At 41.9% G+C, this 14994-nt stretch carries 19 protein-coding genes and 1 other annotated feature; of the genes, 14 read left to right on the forward strand and 5 right to left on the reverse strand.

Annotated elements, in window-relative coordinates:
* Window positions 1-23: 23 nt before the first annotated feature.
* On the forward strand, window positions 24-2426 hold the full coding sequence (recD2, locus tag I592_RS04715; protein WP_010781362.1) for an SF1B family DNA helicase RecD2: 2403 nt from the start codon (window positions 24-26) through the stop codon (window positions 2424-2426).
* A gap of 31 nt (window positions 2427-2457) precedes the next feature.
* Here the strand turns inward: recD2 and I592_RS04720 are convergent, their stop codons facing one another.
* Entirely contained in the window at window positions 2458-3447 is a 990-nt protein-coding gene (locus I592_RS04720) for a diacylglycerol/lipid kinase family protein (protein ID WP_010781361.1), read from the reverse strand.
* A gap of 113 nt (window positions 3448-3560) precedes the next feature.
* Window positions 3561-3857, reverse strand: a complete 297-nt coding sequence (locus tag I592_RS04725; RefSeq protein ID WP_010781360.1) for a hypothetical protein — start codon at window positions 3855-3857, stop codon at window positions 3561-3563.
* A 198-nt stretch (window positions 3858-4055) separates the two neighbouring features.
* On the opposite strand from I592_RS04725, the gene I592_RS04730 reads away from it, so the two are divergent.
* Window positions 4056-4556, forward strand: a complete 501-nt coding sequence (locus tag I592_RS04730) for a QueT transporter family protein (protein ID WP_010781359.1) — start codon at window positions 4056-4058, stop codon at window positions 4554-4556.
* Window positions 4557-4593: 37 nt separating this feature from the next.
* On the opposite strand, the gene cbpA is transcribed toward I592_RS04730, so the two are convergent.
* Window positions 4594-5235, reverse strand: coding sequence for a cyclic di-AMP binding protein CbpA (gene cbpA, locus I592_RS04735; protein ID WP_010781358.1), 642 nt, complete (start codon window positions 5233-5235; stop codon window positions 4594-4596).
* Window positions 5236-5427: 192 nt separating this feature from the next.
* Between cbpA and I592_RS21365 the strand changes: the two genes are divergently transcribed.
* The 9 genes from I592_RS21365 to efaA all read left to right on the forward strand — a co-directional run bounded on the left by I592_RS21365 (window position 5428) and on the right by efaA (window position 11537).
* Window positions 5428-5565 carry a hypothetical protein gene (locus tag I592_RS21365; protein WP_010781357.1) on the forward strand — a complete coding sequence of 46 codons (138 nt, stop codon included), beginning with the start codon at window positions 5428-5430 and terminating at the stop codon, window positions 5563-5565.
* Window positions 5566-5672: 107 nt separating this feature from the next.
* A complete protein-coding gene (gene rpmG / locus I592_RS04740; protein ID WP_010739830.1) occupies window positions 5673-5825 on the forward strand; it encodes a 50S ribosomal protein L33 in 153 nt (50 codons plus the stop codon).
* A gap of 24 nt (window positions 5826-5849) precedes the next feature.
* Complete coding sequence (gene secE, locus I592_RS04745) at window positions 5850-6020, forward strand: preprotein translocase subunit SecE (protein ID WP_010781356.1); 171 nt, start codon at window positions 5850-5852, stop codon at window positions 6018-6020.
* 96 nt (window positions 6021-6116) lie between these two features.
* The gene (gene nusG, locus I592_RS04750; RefSeq protein WP_044926432.1) at window positions 6117-6659 is read left to right on the forward strand and encodes a transcription termination/antitermination protein NusG; all 543 of its coding nucleotides are present in this window, start codon (window positions 6117-6119) and stop codon (window positions 6657-6659) included.
* Between the two features lie 148 nt (window positions 6660-6807).
* On the forward strand, window positions 6808-7677 hold the full coding sequence (locus tag I592_RS04755) for an alpha/beta hydrolase (protein WP_010781354.1): 870 nt from the start codon (window positions 6808-6810) through the stop codon (window positions 7675-7677).
* A 101-nt stretch (window positions 7678-7778) separates the two neighbouring features.
* The gene (locus I592_RS04760) at window positions 7779-8885 is read left to right on the forward strand and encodes a lactate oxidase (protein WP_010781353.1); all 1107 of its coding nucleotides are present in this window, start codon (window positions 7779-7781) and stop codon (window positions 8883-8885) included.
* 139 nt (window positions 8886-9024) lie between these two features.
* Entirely contained in the window at window positions 9025-9774 is a 750-nt protein-coding gene (locus I592_RS04765; protein ID WP_010781352.1) for a metal ABC transporter ATP-binding protein, read from the forward strand.
* On the forward strand, window positions 9764-10618 hold the full coding sequence (locus tag I592_RS04770) for a metal ABC transporter permease (RefSeq protein WP_010781351.1): 855 nt from the start codon (window positions 9764-9766) through the stop codon (window positions 10616-10618). Before I592_RS04765 ends, I592_RS04770 begins: the two co-directional genes overlap by 11 nt.
* A complete protein-coding gene (efaA, locus tag I592_RS04775; protein ID WP_010781350.1) occupies window positions 10608-11537 on the forward strand; it encodes an Mn/Fe ABC transporter substrate-binding lipoprotein EfaA in 930 nt (309 codons plus the stop codon). The genes I592_RS04770 and efaA overlap by 11 nt, the downstream gene beginning before the upstream one ends.
* 43 nt (window positions 11538-11580) lie before the next feature.
* On the opposite strand, the gene sdaAA is transcribed toward efaA, so the two are convergent.
* Complete coding sequence (gene sdaAA, locus I592_RS04780) at window positions 11581-12465, reverse strand: L-serine ammonia-lyase, iron-sulfur-dependent, subunit alpha (RefSeq protein WP_010781349.1); 885 nt, start codon at window positions 12463-12465, stop codon at window positions 11581-11583.
* A 21-nt stretch (window positions 12466-12486) separates the two neighbouring features.
* Window positions 12487-13161, reverse strand: a complete 675-nt coding sequence (gene sdaAB, locus I592_RS04785) for an L-serine ammonia-lyase, iron-sulfur-dependent subunit beta (RefSeq protein ID WP_010781348.1) — start codon at window positions 13159-13161, stop codon at window positions 12487-12489.
* Between the two features lie 297 nt (window positions 13162-13458).
* Here sdaAB and rplK point away from each other — a divergent pair, with 297 nt between their 5' ends.
* The 3 genes from rplK to I592_RS21580 all read left to right on the forward strand — a co-directional run bounded on the left by rplK (window position 13459) and on the right by I592_RS21580 (window position 14969).
* Window positions 13459-13881, forward strand: a complete 423-nt coding sequence (rplK, locus tag I592_RS04790) for a 50S ribosomal protein L11 (RefSeq protein WP_010781347.1) — start codon at window positions 13459-13461, stop codon at window positions 13879-13881.
* Between the two features lie 103 nt (window positions 13882-13984).
* On the forward strand, window positions 13985-14674 hold the full coding sequence (rplA, locus tag I592_RS04795; protein WP_010781346.1) for a 50S ribosomal protein L1: 690 nt from the start codon (window positions 13985-13987) through the stop codon (window positions 14672-14674).
* A 54-nt stretch (window positions 14675-14728) separates the two neighbouring features.
* Window positions 14729-14855: a sequence feature (ribosomal protein L10 leader region), on the forward strand.
* A complete protein-coding gene (locus tag I592_RS21580) occupies window positions 14820-14969 on the forward strand; it encodes a hypothetical protein (protein ID WP_167540785.1) in 150 nt (49 codons plus the stop codon). (Overlaps the previous feature by 36 nt.)
* Window positions 14970-14994 lie beyond the last annotated feature (25 nt).

Below are 14994 nucleotides of genomic sequence, written 5' to 3' on the forward strand. Positions count from 1 at the left end.
TACTACGAATAAGGAGACGCGAAATGTCAGAAGAGCAGCTATATATCGTAGGAACTTTAAAGGCCATCTTTTTTCAAAATCCCAGCAATTTTTACAAAGTTCTGTTGATCAAAGTGAGTGATACGAACAGCGATTATCTCGAACAGGAAATCGTTGTGACAGGCAGCTTTGGGGATATGCAAGAGGACGAAGAGTATCGTTTTTTTGGACATTTTGTTGATCATCCTCGATATGGTAAACAGTTTTTAGTTGAGAGCTATGAGCAAGCACAGCCGACTTCGGCGAACGGGTTGATCAGCTATCTTTCTAGTGATAAATTTCCTGGAATCGGTAAAAAAACTGCGGAAAATATCATTGATGTTTTAGGTGAAGAAGCAATTGATCAAATCATGGAAAATCCTGCTGTGTTGGTAAAAGTTCCCAATTTGAATGCTAAAAAGCAAAAAGTGATCGTAGAGACGATCCGTCAAAATCATGGGATGGAGCAGATTATTGTTGGACTAAGCCGCTATGGATTTGGAAGTCAGTTGTCTTTTGCGATTTTTCAAACATATCGGAATGAAGCACTAGAAATAATCGCGGAAAATCCATATCAATTAGTGGAAGATATCGAAGGTATCGGGTTTAAAAAGGCCGATACACTGGCTGAACAATTAGGGATCGCAGCAGACAGTCCTCAGCGTATTCGGGCAGCCATCTTCCATCAGGTAACCGAGGACGCCAACCAAAGCGGAGATACGTATGTGGAAGCGCAGCAGCTATTGACAGAAGTGCTGCAACTTTTGGAGACGACACGTCCTGTGGAAATCGCGCCGAATCAAGTGGCGGATATGATCATACGATTGGTGGAAGAGGAGAAAATCCAACAAGAAGCTACAAGGATTTATGAAAACACCTTGTTTTACAGTGAATGGGGAATCGCTTCTTCTATCGAAAGGCTGTTGGCTCGAAAGAAAGAAATCAAGTATCCTCAAGAAAAAATTGATAAAAAATTGCGGATCATTGAGAAGCAGTTGAGTATTACTTACGGTGATTCTCAGGATCAAGCGATCAAGGAAGCGATCCGCTCGCCGTTATTCATTTTGACGGGGGGACCCGGAACAGGAAAAACGACTGTGATCAACGGGATCGTTAAATTGTTTGCGGAATTGAATGAGTTATCGTTAGATCCGAAAGATTACACGCAGGCAGTCTTCCCAATCCTCTTGGCAGCGCCAACGGGTCGTGCGGCGAAGCGCATGAATGAGACGACAGGATTGCCGGCAAGTACGATCCATCGTTTGCTGGGGTTGAATGCGAATGACGATACGCCTGATATTGAAGCTAAGGAATTAGATGGCGGCCTTTTGATCGTGGATGAAATGTCTATGGTGGATACGTGGCTCGCGAATACCCTGTTAAAATCAATTCCTGATAATATGCAGGTGATCTTTGTAGGAGATAAGGATCAATTGCCTTCTGTGGGACCTGGTCAGGTTTTTCACGATCTTTTGCAAATCGAAGAGATTCCGAAGATGGAATTAACCGATATTTATCGGCAGGGAGACGGTTCTTCGATCATTCCACTGGCTCATGAGATCAAAGACGGGAAGCTGCCGCAAGATTTTCGGAAAAATCAGCGGGATCGATCATTCATCGCTTGTCATGCCTTTCAAATGGAGGAAGTCATTAAGCAAGTCGTCGAACGTGCCAAGAAAAAAGGATTTACAGCACAAGATGTACAAGTCTTGGCGCCAATGTATCGAGGGCCAGCCGGTATCGATGCTATCAATAAAATGATGCAGGAGATTTTTAATCCAAATGACGGTCGTAAGAAGGAAGTTCAATGGAACGATATCGTTTATCGCATTGGGGACAAAGTGCTGCAGCTAGTCAATAACCCAGAATTGAACGTTTTTAACGGAGACATGGGGATTATTGTCGGGATCATCCCCGCAAAGGAATCTGAAGACAAAGTTGATGAGCTGGTCATCCAGTTCGACAGTAACGAGGTTAGTTACAAGCGTTCAGAATGGAATAAAATCAAGCTTTCTTATTGTTGTTCGATCCATAAGTCACAGGGGAGCGAATTCAAAATGGTCCTGTTGCCGATGGTCAAACAGTATTCTCGGATGCTTCAGCGAAATCTACTGTACACAGCGATAACGCGAAGCAAGGATTTGCTGATTTTATTGGGGGAAGAAGATGCTTTCCAAGCATGTGTTACGCGCGAATCTGCGGTACGAAAAACGACGCTGATCGAACGGATCATGAAAGATACACAAGATATTCCCAAAAAGCCCAAAGCAGAACCCTTCACTAAAGTAAAGAAGAGAGAAGAACCCGTCAAGGCAGGACCGACCGTTTTGACGCCGCAATTGATTTCGTCTCAAGCCATTGATCCGATGATCGGAATGGAAGACGTTACGCCGGCGATGTTTATGTAAGTAAAAAGGACTGAAAAATAAATCCGCGGATTTATTTTTCAGTCCTTTTGTCTACGTACCAGATATATTGTGTCGCGGTGGAGAAGTTCATGTCAAAGGAGCGCTCTCCCATATTCTCGCCATCTGCCTGACCATATTGCGGAACGACAGAAACGATTCGGATTTTACTGCTGGTAAAATGCCGATAATGTTTATTTTGCGTATGCTTTTTACGAACAAGTTGAAGCAGAAATCTCAAAATAGCCAACATGTTAGGCTTCTCAACGACGACAAGATCAATTGCTTCTTTCTTAGGCTCTGCCATAGGAGCGATCGCGATACCGCCGCCAAAGTAAGGAATATTGGTCGTCGTACATAAAAAGGTCCGTTCGAAATTCAACGTTTGACCATTTAATTCAACCAGTATCGGAAAGGTCTTTTGTGTGAAAATCGCCTTGACTAAATACAATGCGTAAGAAGCGGAGCCTAAACGATATTTATTCAGTACTTTTTTTGAATTTGAAGCGTTGGTCGTCGCAACGATCAATGCATCTAATCCGATTCCCACGTTATTTAGAATAATTCCTTGTTCTTCACTTATTTTTTCGTCATAGTGAAAGACATTGATAGGTTGCGGTTGTATTGCTGACGTGATTTGCTCAAACGCCTTCTCAGGGTCACGAGAAAGTCCGATTCCCCGAGCGAAATCGTTTCCTGAGCCGGCAGGAATATAGCTGACGGGTAACTGAAGATCCAATGCAAAAAACTGATTCACTACTTGATGCAGCGTGCCGTCGCCACCGATGACCACCAATAAATGAAATGAATTATCGACATGATCCTTTTCGCAAAACTCTGACCACGGGCTTAGCAAGTCGGACAAGCGATTGACGATTTCTCTTTCATCGCCGGGCCTTTCCGTATAATAGGGTGTGTATGTATAATCACCATCATCCAGTAAGTGAATGATTTTTTCGGCTGTTTTTGCCGCATTGCCGCTTCCGGCTGCGGGGTTGATTAAAATATGATAATGAAAATTCATGACCTCGATCCTTTCAAAAAAAGATTATAACAGAGTAATGAAAGGAACTGTAGAAAAGCGACCCAATTTTCATCAATCTGACGTTAAAAAAACCTTCTCATAGCGGGAAGGCACTACAGGGTTGATTTTTGAACAAACCAGTCAATAATTTTTTTCTCATAATTAGATGCTGAATACCCTTTGTTGACCGTACTTTTTTTAGTTTGTACATCGCTTTCTACGGCGAGTGTGCCCCAAAGGTAAAGAGAAATACGTGTATCTGAAAACACGATTTTATACTTTTCAACTAGCGGTGCACGAGTGCTGCAACAACCATAGTTTCCTGGTGTCCAGCGGTCTTTAAAAATTGCTTCGCCTTCTTGCTCTGCCTGCTGATATAATTGTTCCAACTCACTGTCGATACCTAGCATAAAATCACCTTTCTCTGAACTAGCATAAGAATCTATAGAACTATTGTATCACCAGCCGTAAAAAAAATTCAATTTTGATAACCTGAGGCGTTGAATTTGAGAGTTGACTTACTTTCCTAAACAACGTATGCTGAAAAAGGTTTACAGCGGTTCATCAACCATCCCGCTTTAAAAAAACTCGGAGAAAGAAGGAAAATTATGAATATGGTAGAAAGAAAACGAGTCAATGTGGTGGTCACGAACGGGATCATTATGGCGTTGTATTTGGCTCTAACGATTTTGGTTTCACCGGTGGCATCTGGTGCGGTCCAATTTCGTATCTCAGAAAGTTTGAATCATTTAGTCGTATTTAATCGAAAATATTTGTGGGGGATCTTCGGCGGAGTCGTCATTTATAATGCGATTTTTGGCATGGGATGGCTCGATGTGGTTTTCGGCGGCGGACAAACATTGCTGGCGTTAACACTAACAGCAATGTTACAAAATGTCGTAAAAAATACGAAGGTTCGTTTGGCGTTGAATGTTGTGTTCTTTAGCGCAAGTATGTTTTTGATTGCATTGATGTTGAATGTGACACTTAGCTTACCATTTTGGCCGACTTATGGCTGGCTAGCTTTAAGTGAAGCGATCATTATGGCGATCTCAGCACCGATTATGTACTATTTAGATACGCGTTTGCATTTTGCAAAGCAGCTATAAAAAAGGCGGCCCTGATTTTCAGGACCGTCGTTTTTTATTATTCTTGCATCGATAATGCTTCTACTTCTTGGATCTCGAAGTGCTTGCGTTCAAGATGATCAATAATTTGATTCAGCTTGTTTTCATCCACGCCTGCTGATAAAGTGAACAGCGTACGTCGTCCTTTGAAATCTTGACCGACATCTAAGGTGATGCAGCTTGCGATCGTAGTGAATTTAGAGATGATTTTTGACATCAACGCCAAGTCTCCGCGTTTACCTGTGGAGACAACCGTCAAAACGTAACTGCCTGTTTGGATATTCCATGATTGAGACAGCATGTTCAACAGTGTGCTGTGGGTCAAGATGCCATAAAAATGGTGGTCCTCATCTAGGACAGTAATATATGGCAATTCTTTGATCGTGAAAAAAATCTTGAAAAAAGAAGTGTCTAGCGAGATAAATTTTGTTGCATTTTTTAGTAAATAAGTAACAGGAAGAGACATATCGCCACCATTTGCTTTGTGCCGGTAAATATGCATTTTGTAGATATTGCCTCGGAAAATTTGATCACTCTCATCAAGGATCGGAACACAACGAAAGCCAGTGCCTTCTAAAATGTCCAATGCCTCTTGCAAAGTCGTTGATTCATTGATCGTCGTCAAATTCTCTTTGGGATAAACGAGACTTTTTAATAACATCCAATAACCCTCCAATAAAGCTATTCATTCTTTCATCATATTATCATATTCTACCTGATAAAGAAATTTATTTTAGAAACAATTCGGATTCAAGAAGCGACTGCTAAAGAATCATTTATTGTTCGAATGGAAGATTGACAGCCAAAAGGATAGATGATAATGTAACTATGTGACTTTGCGAGGTTACCGGCTATGCTTTTTTATAGATTAGCAGATTGCGGGACACGAGCTGAACGTCAAACTCAGATTTATCATATTTTAGAATTAGAGGATGCCAGTCCAACTTTTTGCAGGAGGCATCTTGTCATGAACGAAGTCATCAACAACTAAGTAAGTCATAGAATGCAACCCTTAGTTGGATGGTATACGGCATGACGAAGAAACTCATTTTTCACCAGAAAAATGAATACATTAATAGGAATTAGGAGTAGATCGCTATGGCAACTAAAAAAGCGGCTCTGGCCTGCACGGTCTGTGGTTCAAGAAACTACACGAAATCAGTGAGTGAAGGCAAACGCGGAGAGCGTTTAGAGATCAATAAGTTTTGCAAACATTGTAATCAGTACACGATACATAAAGAAACAAAATAACTATCAATTAAGGAGGATAATCCCTTGAATTTTTTACGTAGTGTCAAAGAAGAAATGAAGTTGGTTTCATGGCCTTCAAAAAAACAATTGCGCCATGATTCGCTTGTCGTAATCGAAACAGCGATCATCTTTGCTTTGATGTTTTTCATCATGGATACAGCCATTCAAGCAGTGATCAATTTGATTATTCACTAGTAGCCAATTCAAAAAAAGCATGGTATACTACTTGAGAGAAAAAACCTTGGGACTGCTGAGGTTTTTTTATTTTAGAACGAGGAGCCGATGGCGAAAATGGAATCTTTTGAAAAACAATGGTATGTGTTACATACTTATTCCGGCTATGAAAACAAAGTAAAAGCCAACCTAGAATCACGTGCACAAAGTATGCGGATGGAAGACTATATTTTCCGTGTAGTTGTCCCTGAAGAAACAGAAACAGAAGTTAAGGGCGGCAAAGAAAAGGAAATCGTCCACAAAACTTTCCCTGGATATGTATTAGTGGAGATGGTCATGACGGATGATTCTTGGTACGTTGTTCGTAATACACCAGGTGTGACAGGGTTCGTTGGTTCTCACGGTGCCGGAAGTAAACCAGCGCCATTGATGCCAGAGGAAATCAATCATATCTTGCGTTCATTAGGTATGAACACACGTCAAAATGATATTGAAGTAGAAGTCGGCGAAACAGTGAAAATCATCGAAGGAGCCTTTGCTGGTCTTGAAGGAGTGATCACTGAAATCGATGAAGAGCGTGACAAAGTCAAAGCAAACATCGACATGTTCGGTCGTGAAACAAGTACTGAATTGGACTTCGATCAAATCGATAAAATTTAAGCAACTACTGAAGCCGAGGCCGTGTGTCTCGGTTTTTTTATGGATTTCAATAAAAATCTCGAAAAGCGTGCTCTTATTGTTGAGTAATGAGGAACAAATACCTATAGTAAAGATACAAAAAAATAATCGTCTGAAGGGAGTCGAAAAGATGAAAAAAATAATTTATGGGTTGTTCGTATTAACGACCGTGGTGCTGCTATCAGGCTGTGGGACAAAACAGTCCCACCACGAAGAAGGGAACACGTCTACTGGGTCAACTGCAACAGAAGCCTCCCGAGATATAGTAAATAAGAGTGACGTTCCGACCCTGTTCATCCATGGGTATGGAGGGACAGTCAATTCATTTGGAGGCATGCTGCAGCGTTTCAGGGATGAAGGGGTGGCTAGGAAAGAACTGACGATCACTGTGCAGCCAGATGGCGCCTTGCAAGTAGACGGACAATTGAATAAGAAAAAGGACAATCCTAGTATCCAAGTGTTATTTGCTGCTAATAAAGACAACGAGTGGAATCAAACAGAGTGGATTTACGGGGTTCTCAAATATTTGAAAGAAGAAGGTGTCGATCGAGTCAATCTTGTCGGTCATTCAATGGGGGGCGTCAGCTCGCTCCGCTATTTAACGACATACGGTCAGCCGAAAGATGCCCCCGTCATTGAAAAGTTTGTTGCGATCGGCGCTCCCTTCAATGACTTCGACGATACAGCAAAAGACCAATCCATCGATGACGTATTGCAAAACGGACCTACCCCTCAATCGAGTCGGTATCTCGATTACCGAAATGGCATAAACAATGTCCCAAGCAGCGTATCCGTTCTATTGCTAGCTGGAAAATTAAATGAACAAGATCCCTCGGATGGTACGGTCCCTTTATCTAGTGCATTAGCAACGTACTCCTTGTTAAAAGCTCATGGCAACCCCATCAAGGAGCAAATATTTACCGGATCAAATGCTCAGCATAGTCAATTACACGAAAATCCTGCGGTCGATCACGTTGTTGCAACCTTCTTATGGGGATAGCTGATCCATTCAAAGTTTTTCATTGAAAAGTTAAAATGCTTGCTTACTTTTTGTAAGAGTATTAAGATAACTCATGTAATCAAACGAAAGAAGGATTTATTATGACTTATCAAGCAAGTAACGAAGAACATCCAATTGACATTGTAAACATCGCTTCATTAGAACAACACGTAAAAGAACGCATGGAAAAAGGTGCGTTCGGCTACATTCGCGGTGGCTCAGAAGACGAATGGACAATGAAGGAAAATACGACTTCATTTAATAATAAAACCATTATGCCTCGTGTACTGCGTGGGATCGACCGTGCAGATTTGCGGACGAAACTGTGGGATATGGACTTAGCAACACCCATCATCCAAGCGCCATCCGCAGCGCAAGGATTAGCACATGAAAATGGCGAAGCAGATACGGCAAAAGGGGTGGCAGATGCAGGCTCAATTTTTTCAATCAGTACTTATGCAAATACAACGATTGAAGATGCCGCAGCCGCAGCTCCAAATGCACCGCAATTCTTCCAATTATATATGAGTAAAGACGATGGTTTTAACGAATTTATCTTGGATAAAGCTGTTAAAGCAGGAGCAAAAGCCATCATTTTAACCGCAGACTCAACACTTGGCGGCTATCGTGAAGACGACGTGATCAATCACTTCCAATTCCCATTGCCTATGCCAAACTTGGCAGCTTACAGCGCAAAGAGCGATAGTGGAGACGGTGAAGGAAAAGGAATCGCCGAAATTTATGCGGCAGCTAAACAAGGACTTGTTCCTGAAGATATCAAAAAAATTAAAGACTTAACCAATTTGCCTGTCTTTGTTAAAGGTATCCAATCCCCTGAAGACGCCGAGGTTGCGATTGCAGCTGGTGCTGACGGTATCTGGATCTCAAATCATGGCGGTCGTCAATTAGACGGTGGTCCTGCATCCTTCAACGTATTGCCATTGATCGCTGGTGTAGTGAACAAACGAGTTCCAATCGTGTTCGATAGTGGCGTTCGTCGTGGCGAGCATGTCTTTAAAGCTTTAGCCAGCGGTGCCGATCTAGTCGCTATTGGTCGTCCAGTTATCTATGGTTTGAATCTTGGTGGAGCAGAAGGCGTGAAGTCCGTCTTTGATCACCTTAATAAAGAGCTTTCCATCACTATGCAACTTGCAGGAACAAAAACGATTGAAGAAGTAAAAAACACAACGCTTCATGACGCAAAATAATTATTCAATATATACTTCATCAAGGAGACACCTCTTCTTGATGAAGTATTTTTTTTGCATTTATCTTGCGTACGCTTTCTTTTTCGTATATCATATATATGAAAGTTAGGTTAACCTAAAATAGAAAGAAGGGGTAACTATGAATGCGATTCGGATAGAAAATTTATCGGTTGCGTATCGTGGAAAAATCGCTTTGAAACAAATAGATTTAGAACTGGCACCTGGAAAATTGACGGGGATTGTGGGGCCGAATGGAGCTGGAAAGTCTACGTTGATGAAGGGAATCCTGCAATTAGTAAAAACACGATCAGGAAAAATTTTGTATGGTGATCAGCCGTTGACGAAACAAAGGGAGAAAATCGCCTATGTTGAACAGCGGCAAGACATTGATTTGAGTTTTCCTATTGATGTTTTTGGGGTGGTGCTATTTGGCACGTATCCGCATCTTAAAACGTTCCAGCGACCTGGAAAAAAAGAAAAAGCTTTTGCCTATGAGTGCTTAGAAAAGGTAGGATTGACAGATTATGCCGATCGTCAAATCAGTGAATTGTCTGGTGGACAGCTGCAGCGTGTGTTTATCGGGCGGGCGTTGGCGCAAAAGGCAGACTGGATTTTATTGGATGAACCCTTTGCTGGGATTGATGCGACGAGTGAGAAAATCATCATTGAATTGCTAAAAGAATTACGGGATGAAGGCAAATCGATCGTGATCGTCCATCATGACCTGCATAAAGTCACAGACTATTTTGATGAAGTGATTTTACTTAATAAAGGATTGATTGCTTCAGGACCTGTTGAACAAACGTATACGACGAAGAATATGGAAAAAACGTATGGAAGTGAAATTACACAAATGTTAAGAATTGGGGGTGCGGACTTTGCTACATGATTTCTTTCAAGGATTGATTGACTATCAATTTTTACAAAATGCGTTGATTACCTCCATCATGGTAGGAATCTCTGCTGGAGTGATCGGTTCATTTATTATTTTACGAGGAATGTCTTTAATGGGGGATGCCATCTCTCATGCTGTTTTACCCGGTGTGGCGATTTCCTATATGCTTGGTAGCAGTTACATTATAGGAGCAACCTTTTTTGGTATCTTTTCAGCAGCATTGATTGGTTTTGTCGGAAAGCATACACGGTTGAAAAATGATACTGCCATCGGCATTGTATTTAGCTCCTTTTTCGCGCTGGGAATCATTTTGATTTCTTTTGCAAGGAGTGCCACGGACCTGTACCACATTCTTTTCGGGAATGTGCTGGCAGTCCGGGATTCAGATATGTATTTAACAGCGATCGTCATGGTCATTGTTGTTTTGGCTGTGGGGATTTTTTATAAACAACTGAAATTGACTTCTTTTGCTCCGACGATGGCGCAATCCTACGGTTGGAATATCAGCCTGATTAATTATGGTTTGATGTTCTTGCTGACGTTAGTGGCCGTTACTTCATTGCAAACCGTCGGCACGATTTTAGTGATCGCCATGCTGATCACACCGGCGGCGACCGCGTATCAATTAACGAATAAACTGTCTGTGATGGTGGGCTTATCCACTTTGTTTGGTGTGTTAAGTGCCATCATAGGATTGTATTTTAGCTATAGTTACAATCTTCCTTCTGGGGCTACGATCGTCATGACAGCGGCAGTTTTCTTCATCGCAGCATTTCTGTTTTCACCTAGCAAGGGATTGATCCAACAATTACGAAAGGAGCGTTTATATGAAGTATAAAAAAATTATTTTTATAGGATTTCTGGGACTGTTGTTCTTAACAGGCTGCGGAGCTAAGGGAGGAAGCAGCAGTGCGTCAAAGGAGTCTAGCCAGTTGAACGTTGTGGCGACGAACTCTATTATTGCAGATATGGTCAAGGAAGTTGGAAAAGGGGAAGTAGCGATCCATAGTATCGTCCCTGTAGGAACCGATCCGCATGAGTATGAACCGTTGCCGGAAGATATCAAAAAGGCGAGTGAAGCGGATGTCGTTTTTTATAATGGCTTGAATTTAGAGACTGGCAATGGCTGGTTTGATAAATTGATGGAAACGGCGAAAAAGAAAGAAAACGAAGATTATTTCGCAGTTAGTAAAGACGTTGAACCGATCCATCTAAGCGGAAACAGTACGCAAGAAGATCCTCATGCATGGCTGGATATCTCCAACGGCATTTTATACGTCAAACAAATCCAAAGTGTGTTAAGCGAAAAAGATCCTAAGAATAAAGAAACGTACAAAGAAAACGCGGAAGCCTACATCAAAAAATTGGAGGCACTGGATGCATCCGCAAAGAATGAGTTTGCAGATATTCCGAATGAGAAAAAATTACTTGTGACCAGTGAAGGGGCCTTCAAGTATTTTTCTAAAGCGTATGATCTGACAGCCGCTTATATTTGGGAAATCAATACAGAAAGTCAAGGAACACCAGAGCAAATGAAACAAATCGTTGAAAAAGTTCGTGTGTCTAAAGTTCCTTCGCTCTTCGTTGAAACAAGTGTTGACAAGCGCAGCATGGAACGGTTGTCGAAGGAAGTAGACTTGCCGATTTCTAGCGAGTTGTTTACAGATTCCTTAGCGAAAAAGGGAGAGACAGGGGACAGCTATTACAGCATGATGAAGTGGAATTTAGAGAAAATCCACGATGGATTGATGAAATAAAGAAAAGCAGCTGATTGAAAAAATCAGCTGCTTTCTATTCGTTTTAAACGGTCGCTTTTTCTGGTTCGCCGAATACTTGACGTTGCAGACGCAAGCCGGTTGGAGTGGTTGCGACGCCGCCTTCAGCGGTTTCCTTGAAAATTTGCGGCATTGCACGGCCGACTTTATACATTGCTTCCACCACTTCATCCGGCGGAATAACACTGCGGATACCTGCCAAAGCCATGTCAGCTGAGATAAAAGCTTGAGAGGCCCCCATTGCGTTTCGTTTCACACAAGGAACTTCGACAAGACCGGCGACTGGATCACAAATCAGTCCCATGACATTCTTCAAAGTAATTGCCAAAGCATTTGATGCCATTTCAGGTGTTCCGCCATTGGCTGAGACTAGAGCCGCTGCTGACATTGCACTAGCAGAACCGACTTCCGCTTGGCAGCCGCCTTCAGCACCAGAGATCGAGGCATTGTTTGCCATGACTAAACCAAACGCACCAGCAGTAAATAGAAAATTAATTTGCTCCTCGTGACTCAAGTTCAATTTTTCTCGCGCCGCCATCAAAACACCCGGTAATACACCGGCACTTCCTGCTGTCGGCGTTGCACAAACCAAGCCCATTTTTGCATTGACTTCATTGACAGCGATCCCGTTACGAACGGCTTTTAAAATAGTGTCACCGCTCATGAATTTGCCGCTTTCGATATAATCATTCATACGTTTGGCATCGCCGCCAGTGATCTTCGTTACAGAAGTCACTCCTTGGATGCCTTCTTCAATAGAACTTTCCATTACTTCTAAATTGCGTTCCATCAACGCAATGATTTCTTCCCTTGTACGATCAGTTAATTCCATTTCAGTGGCGATCATCAATTCGCCAACAGATGAATAATCCTTTGCTTGTTCTACAAGCTCTTGGATCGAATAGAACATGACAATTCCTCCTTCATTTGCTTATTTAAAATAGGTCACGCTTAATACGTCATCTTCACATTTGATTTCTTGTCGTAATCCTTCTGGATCGTCCGGAGTATCATCGATCTCCAACAAAACGATGCCATTCTCGCCCTTTGTTTTCCGAGTCATAGTAACTTTACCGATGTTCAACCCGTGCTTCATGAAGATAGTTGATACACGTGAGAGCAGGCCAGGTACGTCTTTGTTGATAATGATATAGGTAGGATTTCCCATGCCTAGGGAGATGCTGTAACCATTCATTTCAGTGATTTGGATATTTCCGCCGCCGATCGAGACACCAGTGATCGACATCTCAAGTTCACCTTTGATCATGCGTAAGGTAACCGTATTCGGATGGTCAGCAATTTCTTTTTTTGGAACAAAAAGAACTTCCATTCCTTGTTCGTGAGCGATTTTCAATGAATCGGATAAACGAGGATCGTCTGGATCCATCCCTAAAATACCGCCAACTAAAGCGATATCTGTTCCATGACCGCGATAGGTCTTTGCAAAAGATTCATACAGATCAAACTCAACAGAATCGGGGCGTTCCCCAAAAATCATACGGCACACTTTTCCGATTCGCGCTGCACCCGCAGTATGCGAGCTGCTAGGGCCCACCATCACTGGACCAATAATGTCAAAAACACTACGATATTTTAAAACTTCCATTATTTTAAACCTCCCTAATTTATCCGATGAAAATCCTCATCAAGTCGACCATAGTGTAACATATACGCTTTCTGAAAATAGATAAATGAATAATTTATTTTGTTATTCTCATAGTAGTTAAAGAGATTGTGAAGCGTTTTATTATTGTCAAAAAATTGCAACAGTAAGGAAATCATCTTGCATTCAGATAAATAATCTGCTATGATACCAAAGTGTGTCTTTGTACACACTGTTTTAAGTGGGAGGAGAAATTTTGATCTCCATTAACCACATCACGGACTCAAGGAGGTATGTCTCGTGGCAAAGAAAGTAGAAAAATTAGTTAAACTGCAAATTCCTGCAGGGAAAGCAACACCAGCTCCCCCAGTAGGTCCTGCACTAGGTCAAGCGGGTATCAACATCATGGGATTCACAAAAGAATTCAATGCGCGTACAGCTGACCAAGCAGGCTTGATCATTCCAGTAGTGATCTCTGTATATGAAGACCGTTCATTTACATTCATCACAAAAACACCACCAGCTGCAGTATTATTGAAAAAAGCTGCTAACGTGGAAAAAGGTTCAGGCGAACCAAACAAAACAAAAGTTGCAAAAGTTACTAGCGATCAAGTAAAAGAAATCGCTGAGTTGAAAATGCAAGACCTAAACGCTGCTAACGTTGAGTCAGCAATGCGCATGGTTGAAGGAACTGCACGAAGCATGGGGATCACAGTCGAATAATTCTCGACGACCCAAGAAAGTAGCTTCTCAGTTGGCTCCCTATCTAAAGATACGGAACACGTGGGAGGTTCTACCGTTATAACCACATCAAGGAGGAAACAAAATGGCTAAAAAGAGCAAAAAAATGCAAGATGCATTGAAGAAAATCGACGCTACTAAAGCTTACCCTGTTGCGGAAGCTGTAGCATTAGCAAAAGAAATTAACTTCGCGAAATTTGACGCAACGGTTGAAGTTGCTTACAAATTGAACGTAGACCCTAAAAAAGCAGACCAACAAATCCGTGGAGCTGTTGTGCTTCCAAACGGAACTGGTAAAACACAAACTGTTTTAGTATTCGCGAAAGGCGAAAAAGCAAAAGAAGCTGAAGCTGCTGGCGCTGATTTCGTTGGCGATGACGACATGGTTGCAAAAATCCAAGGTGGATGGTTTGACTTTGACGTTGTTGTTGCAACACCTGACATGATGGCTACAGTTGGTAAATTAGGCCGTGTGCTTGGACCAAAAGGTTTAATGCCTAACCCTAAAACTGGTACTGTAACAATGGATGTTACAAAAGCAGTTGAAGAAGTTAAAGCTGGTAAAGTAACGTACCGTGTGGATAAAGCTGGTAACGTTCATGTGCCAATCGGTAAAGTATCATTCGACGATGCTAAATTGGTTGAAAACTTTAACACAATCAACGAAACTTTAGTAAAAGCAAAACCTGCTACTGCTAAAGGTCAATACATCAAAAACATTTCAATGACTACAACATTTGGACCTGGTATCCATGTTGAACAAACAGCTATCTAATTAATTTTAGAAAAGCACTTGACTCGACTAGCTTATCTATGGTAAGTTAGTCGAGGTTAATTATTAACTGTACCGAAGACAGTAGGTGACGCAAGTCTTAATTTCCTACCGAGGACGTTTATTGAGAACATTCAATAGTCCCTCTATGTCTACGGTGGCATGGAGTTTTTTGTTGTCTCAACACGGGGATTGGCGAGTGATTTTCTCGACAGAGCCGATGTCGAACAATACTGGTCGACCGCAGGGAGAGGAGTTTCCTTATAAAAGAAACAACCTGCCTGAAGTTCTTCCTTAGCTCAAAAAACTCTTCCATCAAAATC

The sequence above is a fragment of the Enterococcus gilvus ATCC BAA-350 genome, from assembly GCF_000407545.1.
In the GTDB taxonomy this organism is placed as follows: domain Bacteria; phylum Bacillota; class Bacilli; order Lactobacillales; family Enterococcaceae; genus Enterococcus_A; species Enterococcus_A gilvus.

Coding starts and splice junctions, on each gene's coding strand:
- nusG (WP_044926432.1), top strand. CDS start 6,117: ATGGAATCTTTTGAAAAACAATGGTATGTGTTACATACTTATTCCGGC.
- I592_RS04760 (WP_010781353.1), top strand. CDS start 7,779: ATGACTTATCAAGCAAGTAACGAAGAACATCCAATTGACATTGTAAAC.
- sdaAA (WP_010781349.1), bottom strand. CDS start 12,465: ATGTTCTATTCGATCCAAGAGCTTGTAGAACAAGCAAAGGATTATTCA.
- recD2 (WP_010781362.1), top strand. CDS start 24: ATGTCAGAAGAGCAGCTATATATCGTAGGAACTTTAAAGGCCATCTTT.
- I592_RS21580 (WP_167540785.1), top strand. CDS start 14,820: ATGTCTACGGTGGCATGGAGTTTTTTGTTGTCTCAACACGGGGATTGG.
- I592_RS04765 (WP_010781352.1), top strand. CDS start 9,025: ATGAATGCGATTCGGATAGAAAATTTATCGGTTGCGTATCGTGGAAAA.
- rplA (WP_010781346.1), top strand. CDS start 13,985: ATGGCTAAAAAGAGCAAAAAAATGCAAGATGCATTGAAGAAAATCGAC.
- I592_RS04730 (WP_010781359.1), top strand. CDS start 4,056: ATGAATATGGTAGAAAGAAAACGAGTCAATGTGGTGGTCACGAACGGG.
- efaA (WP_010781350.1), top strand. CDS start 10,608: ATGAAGTATAAAAAAATTATTTTTATAGGATTTCTGGGACTGTTGTTC.
- rpmG (WP_010739830.1), top strand. CDS start 5,673: ATGGCAACTAAAAAAGCGGCTCTGGCCTGCACGGTCTGTGGTTCAAGA.
- sdaAB (WP_010781348.1), bottom strand. CDS start 13,161: ATGGAAGTTTTAAAATATCGTAGTGTTTTTGACATTATTGGTCCAGTG.
- I592_RS21365 (WP_010781357.1), top strand. CDS start 5,428: ATGCTTTTTTATAGATTAGCAGATTGCGGGACACGAGCTGAACGTCAA.
- I592_RS04725 (WP_010781360.1), bottom strand. CDS start 3,857: ATGCTAGGTATCGACAGTGAGTTGGAACAATTATATCAGCAGGCAGAG.
- I592_RS04755 (WP_010781354.1), top strand. CDS start 6,808: ATGAAAAAAATAATTTATGGGTTGTTCGTATTAACGACCGTGGTGCTG.
- cbpA (WP_010781358.1), bottom strand. CDS start 5,235: ATGTTATTAAAAAGTCTCGTTTATCCCAAAGAGAATTTGACGACGATC.
- I592_RS04720 (WP_010781361.1), bottom strand. CDS start 3,447: ATGAATTTTCATTATCATATTTTAATCAACCCCGCAGCCGGAAGCGGC.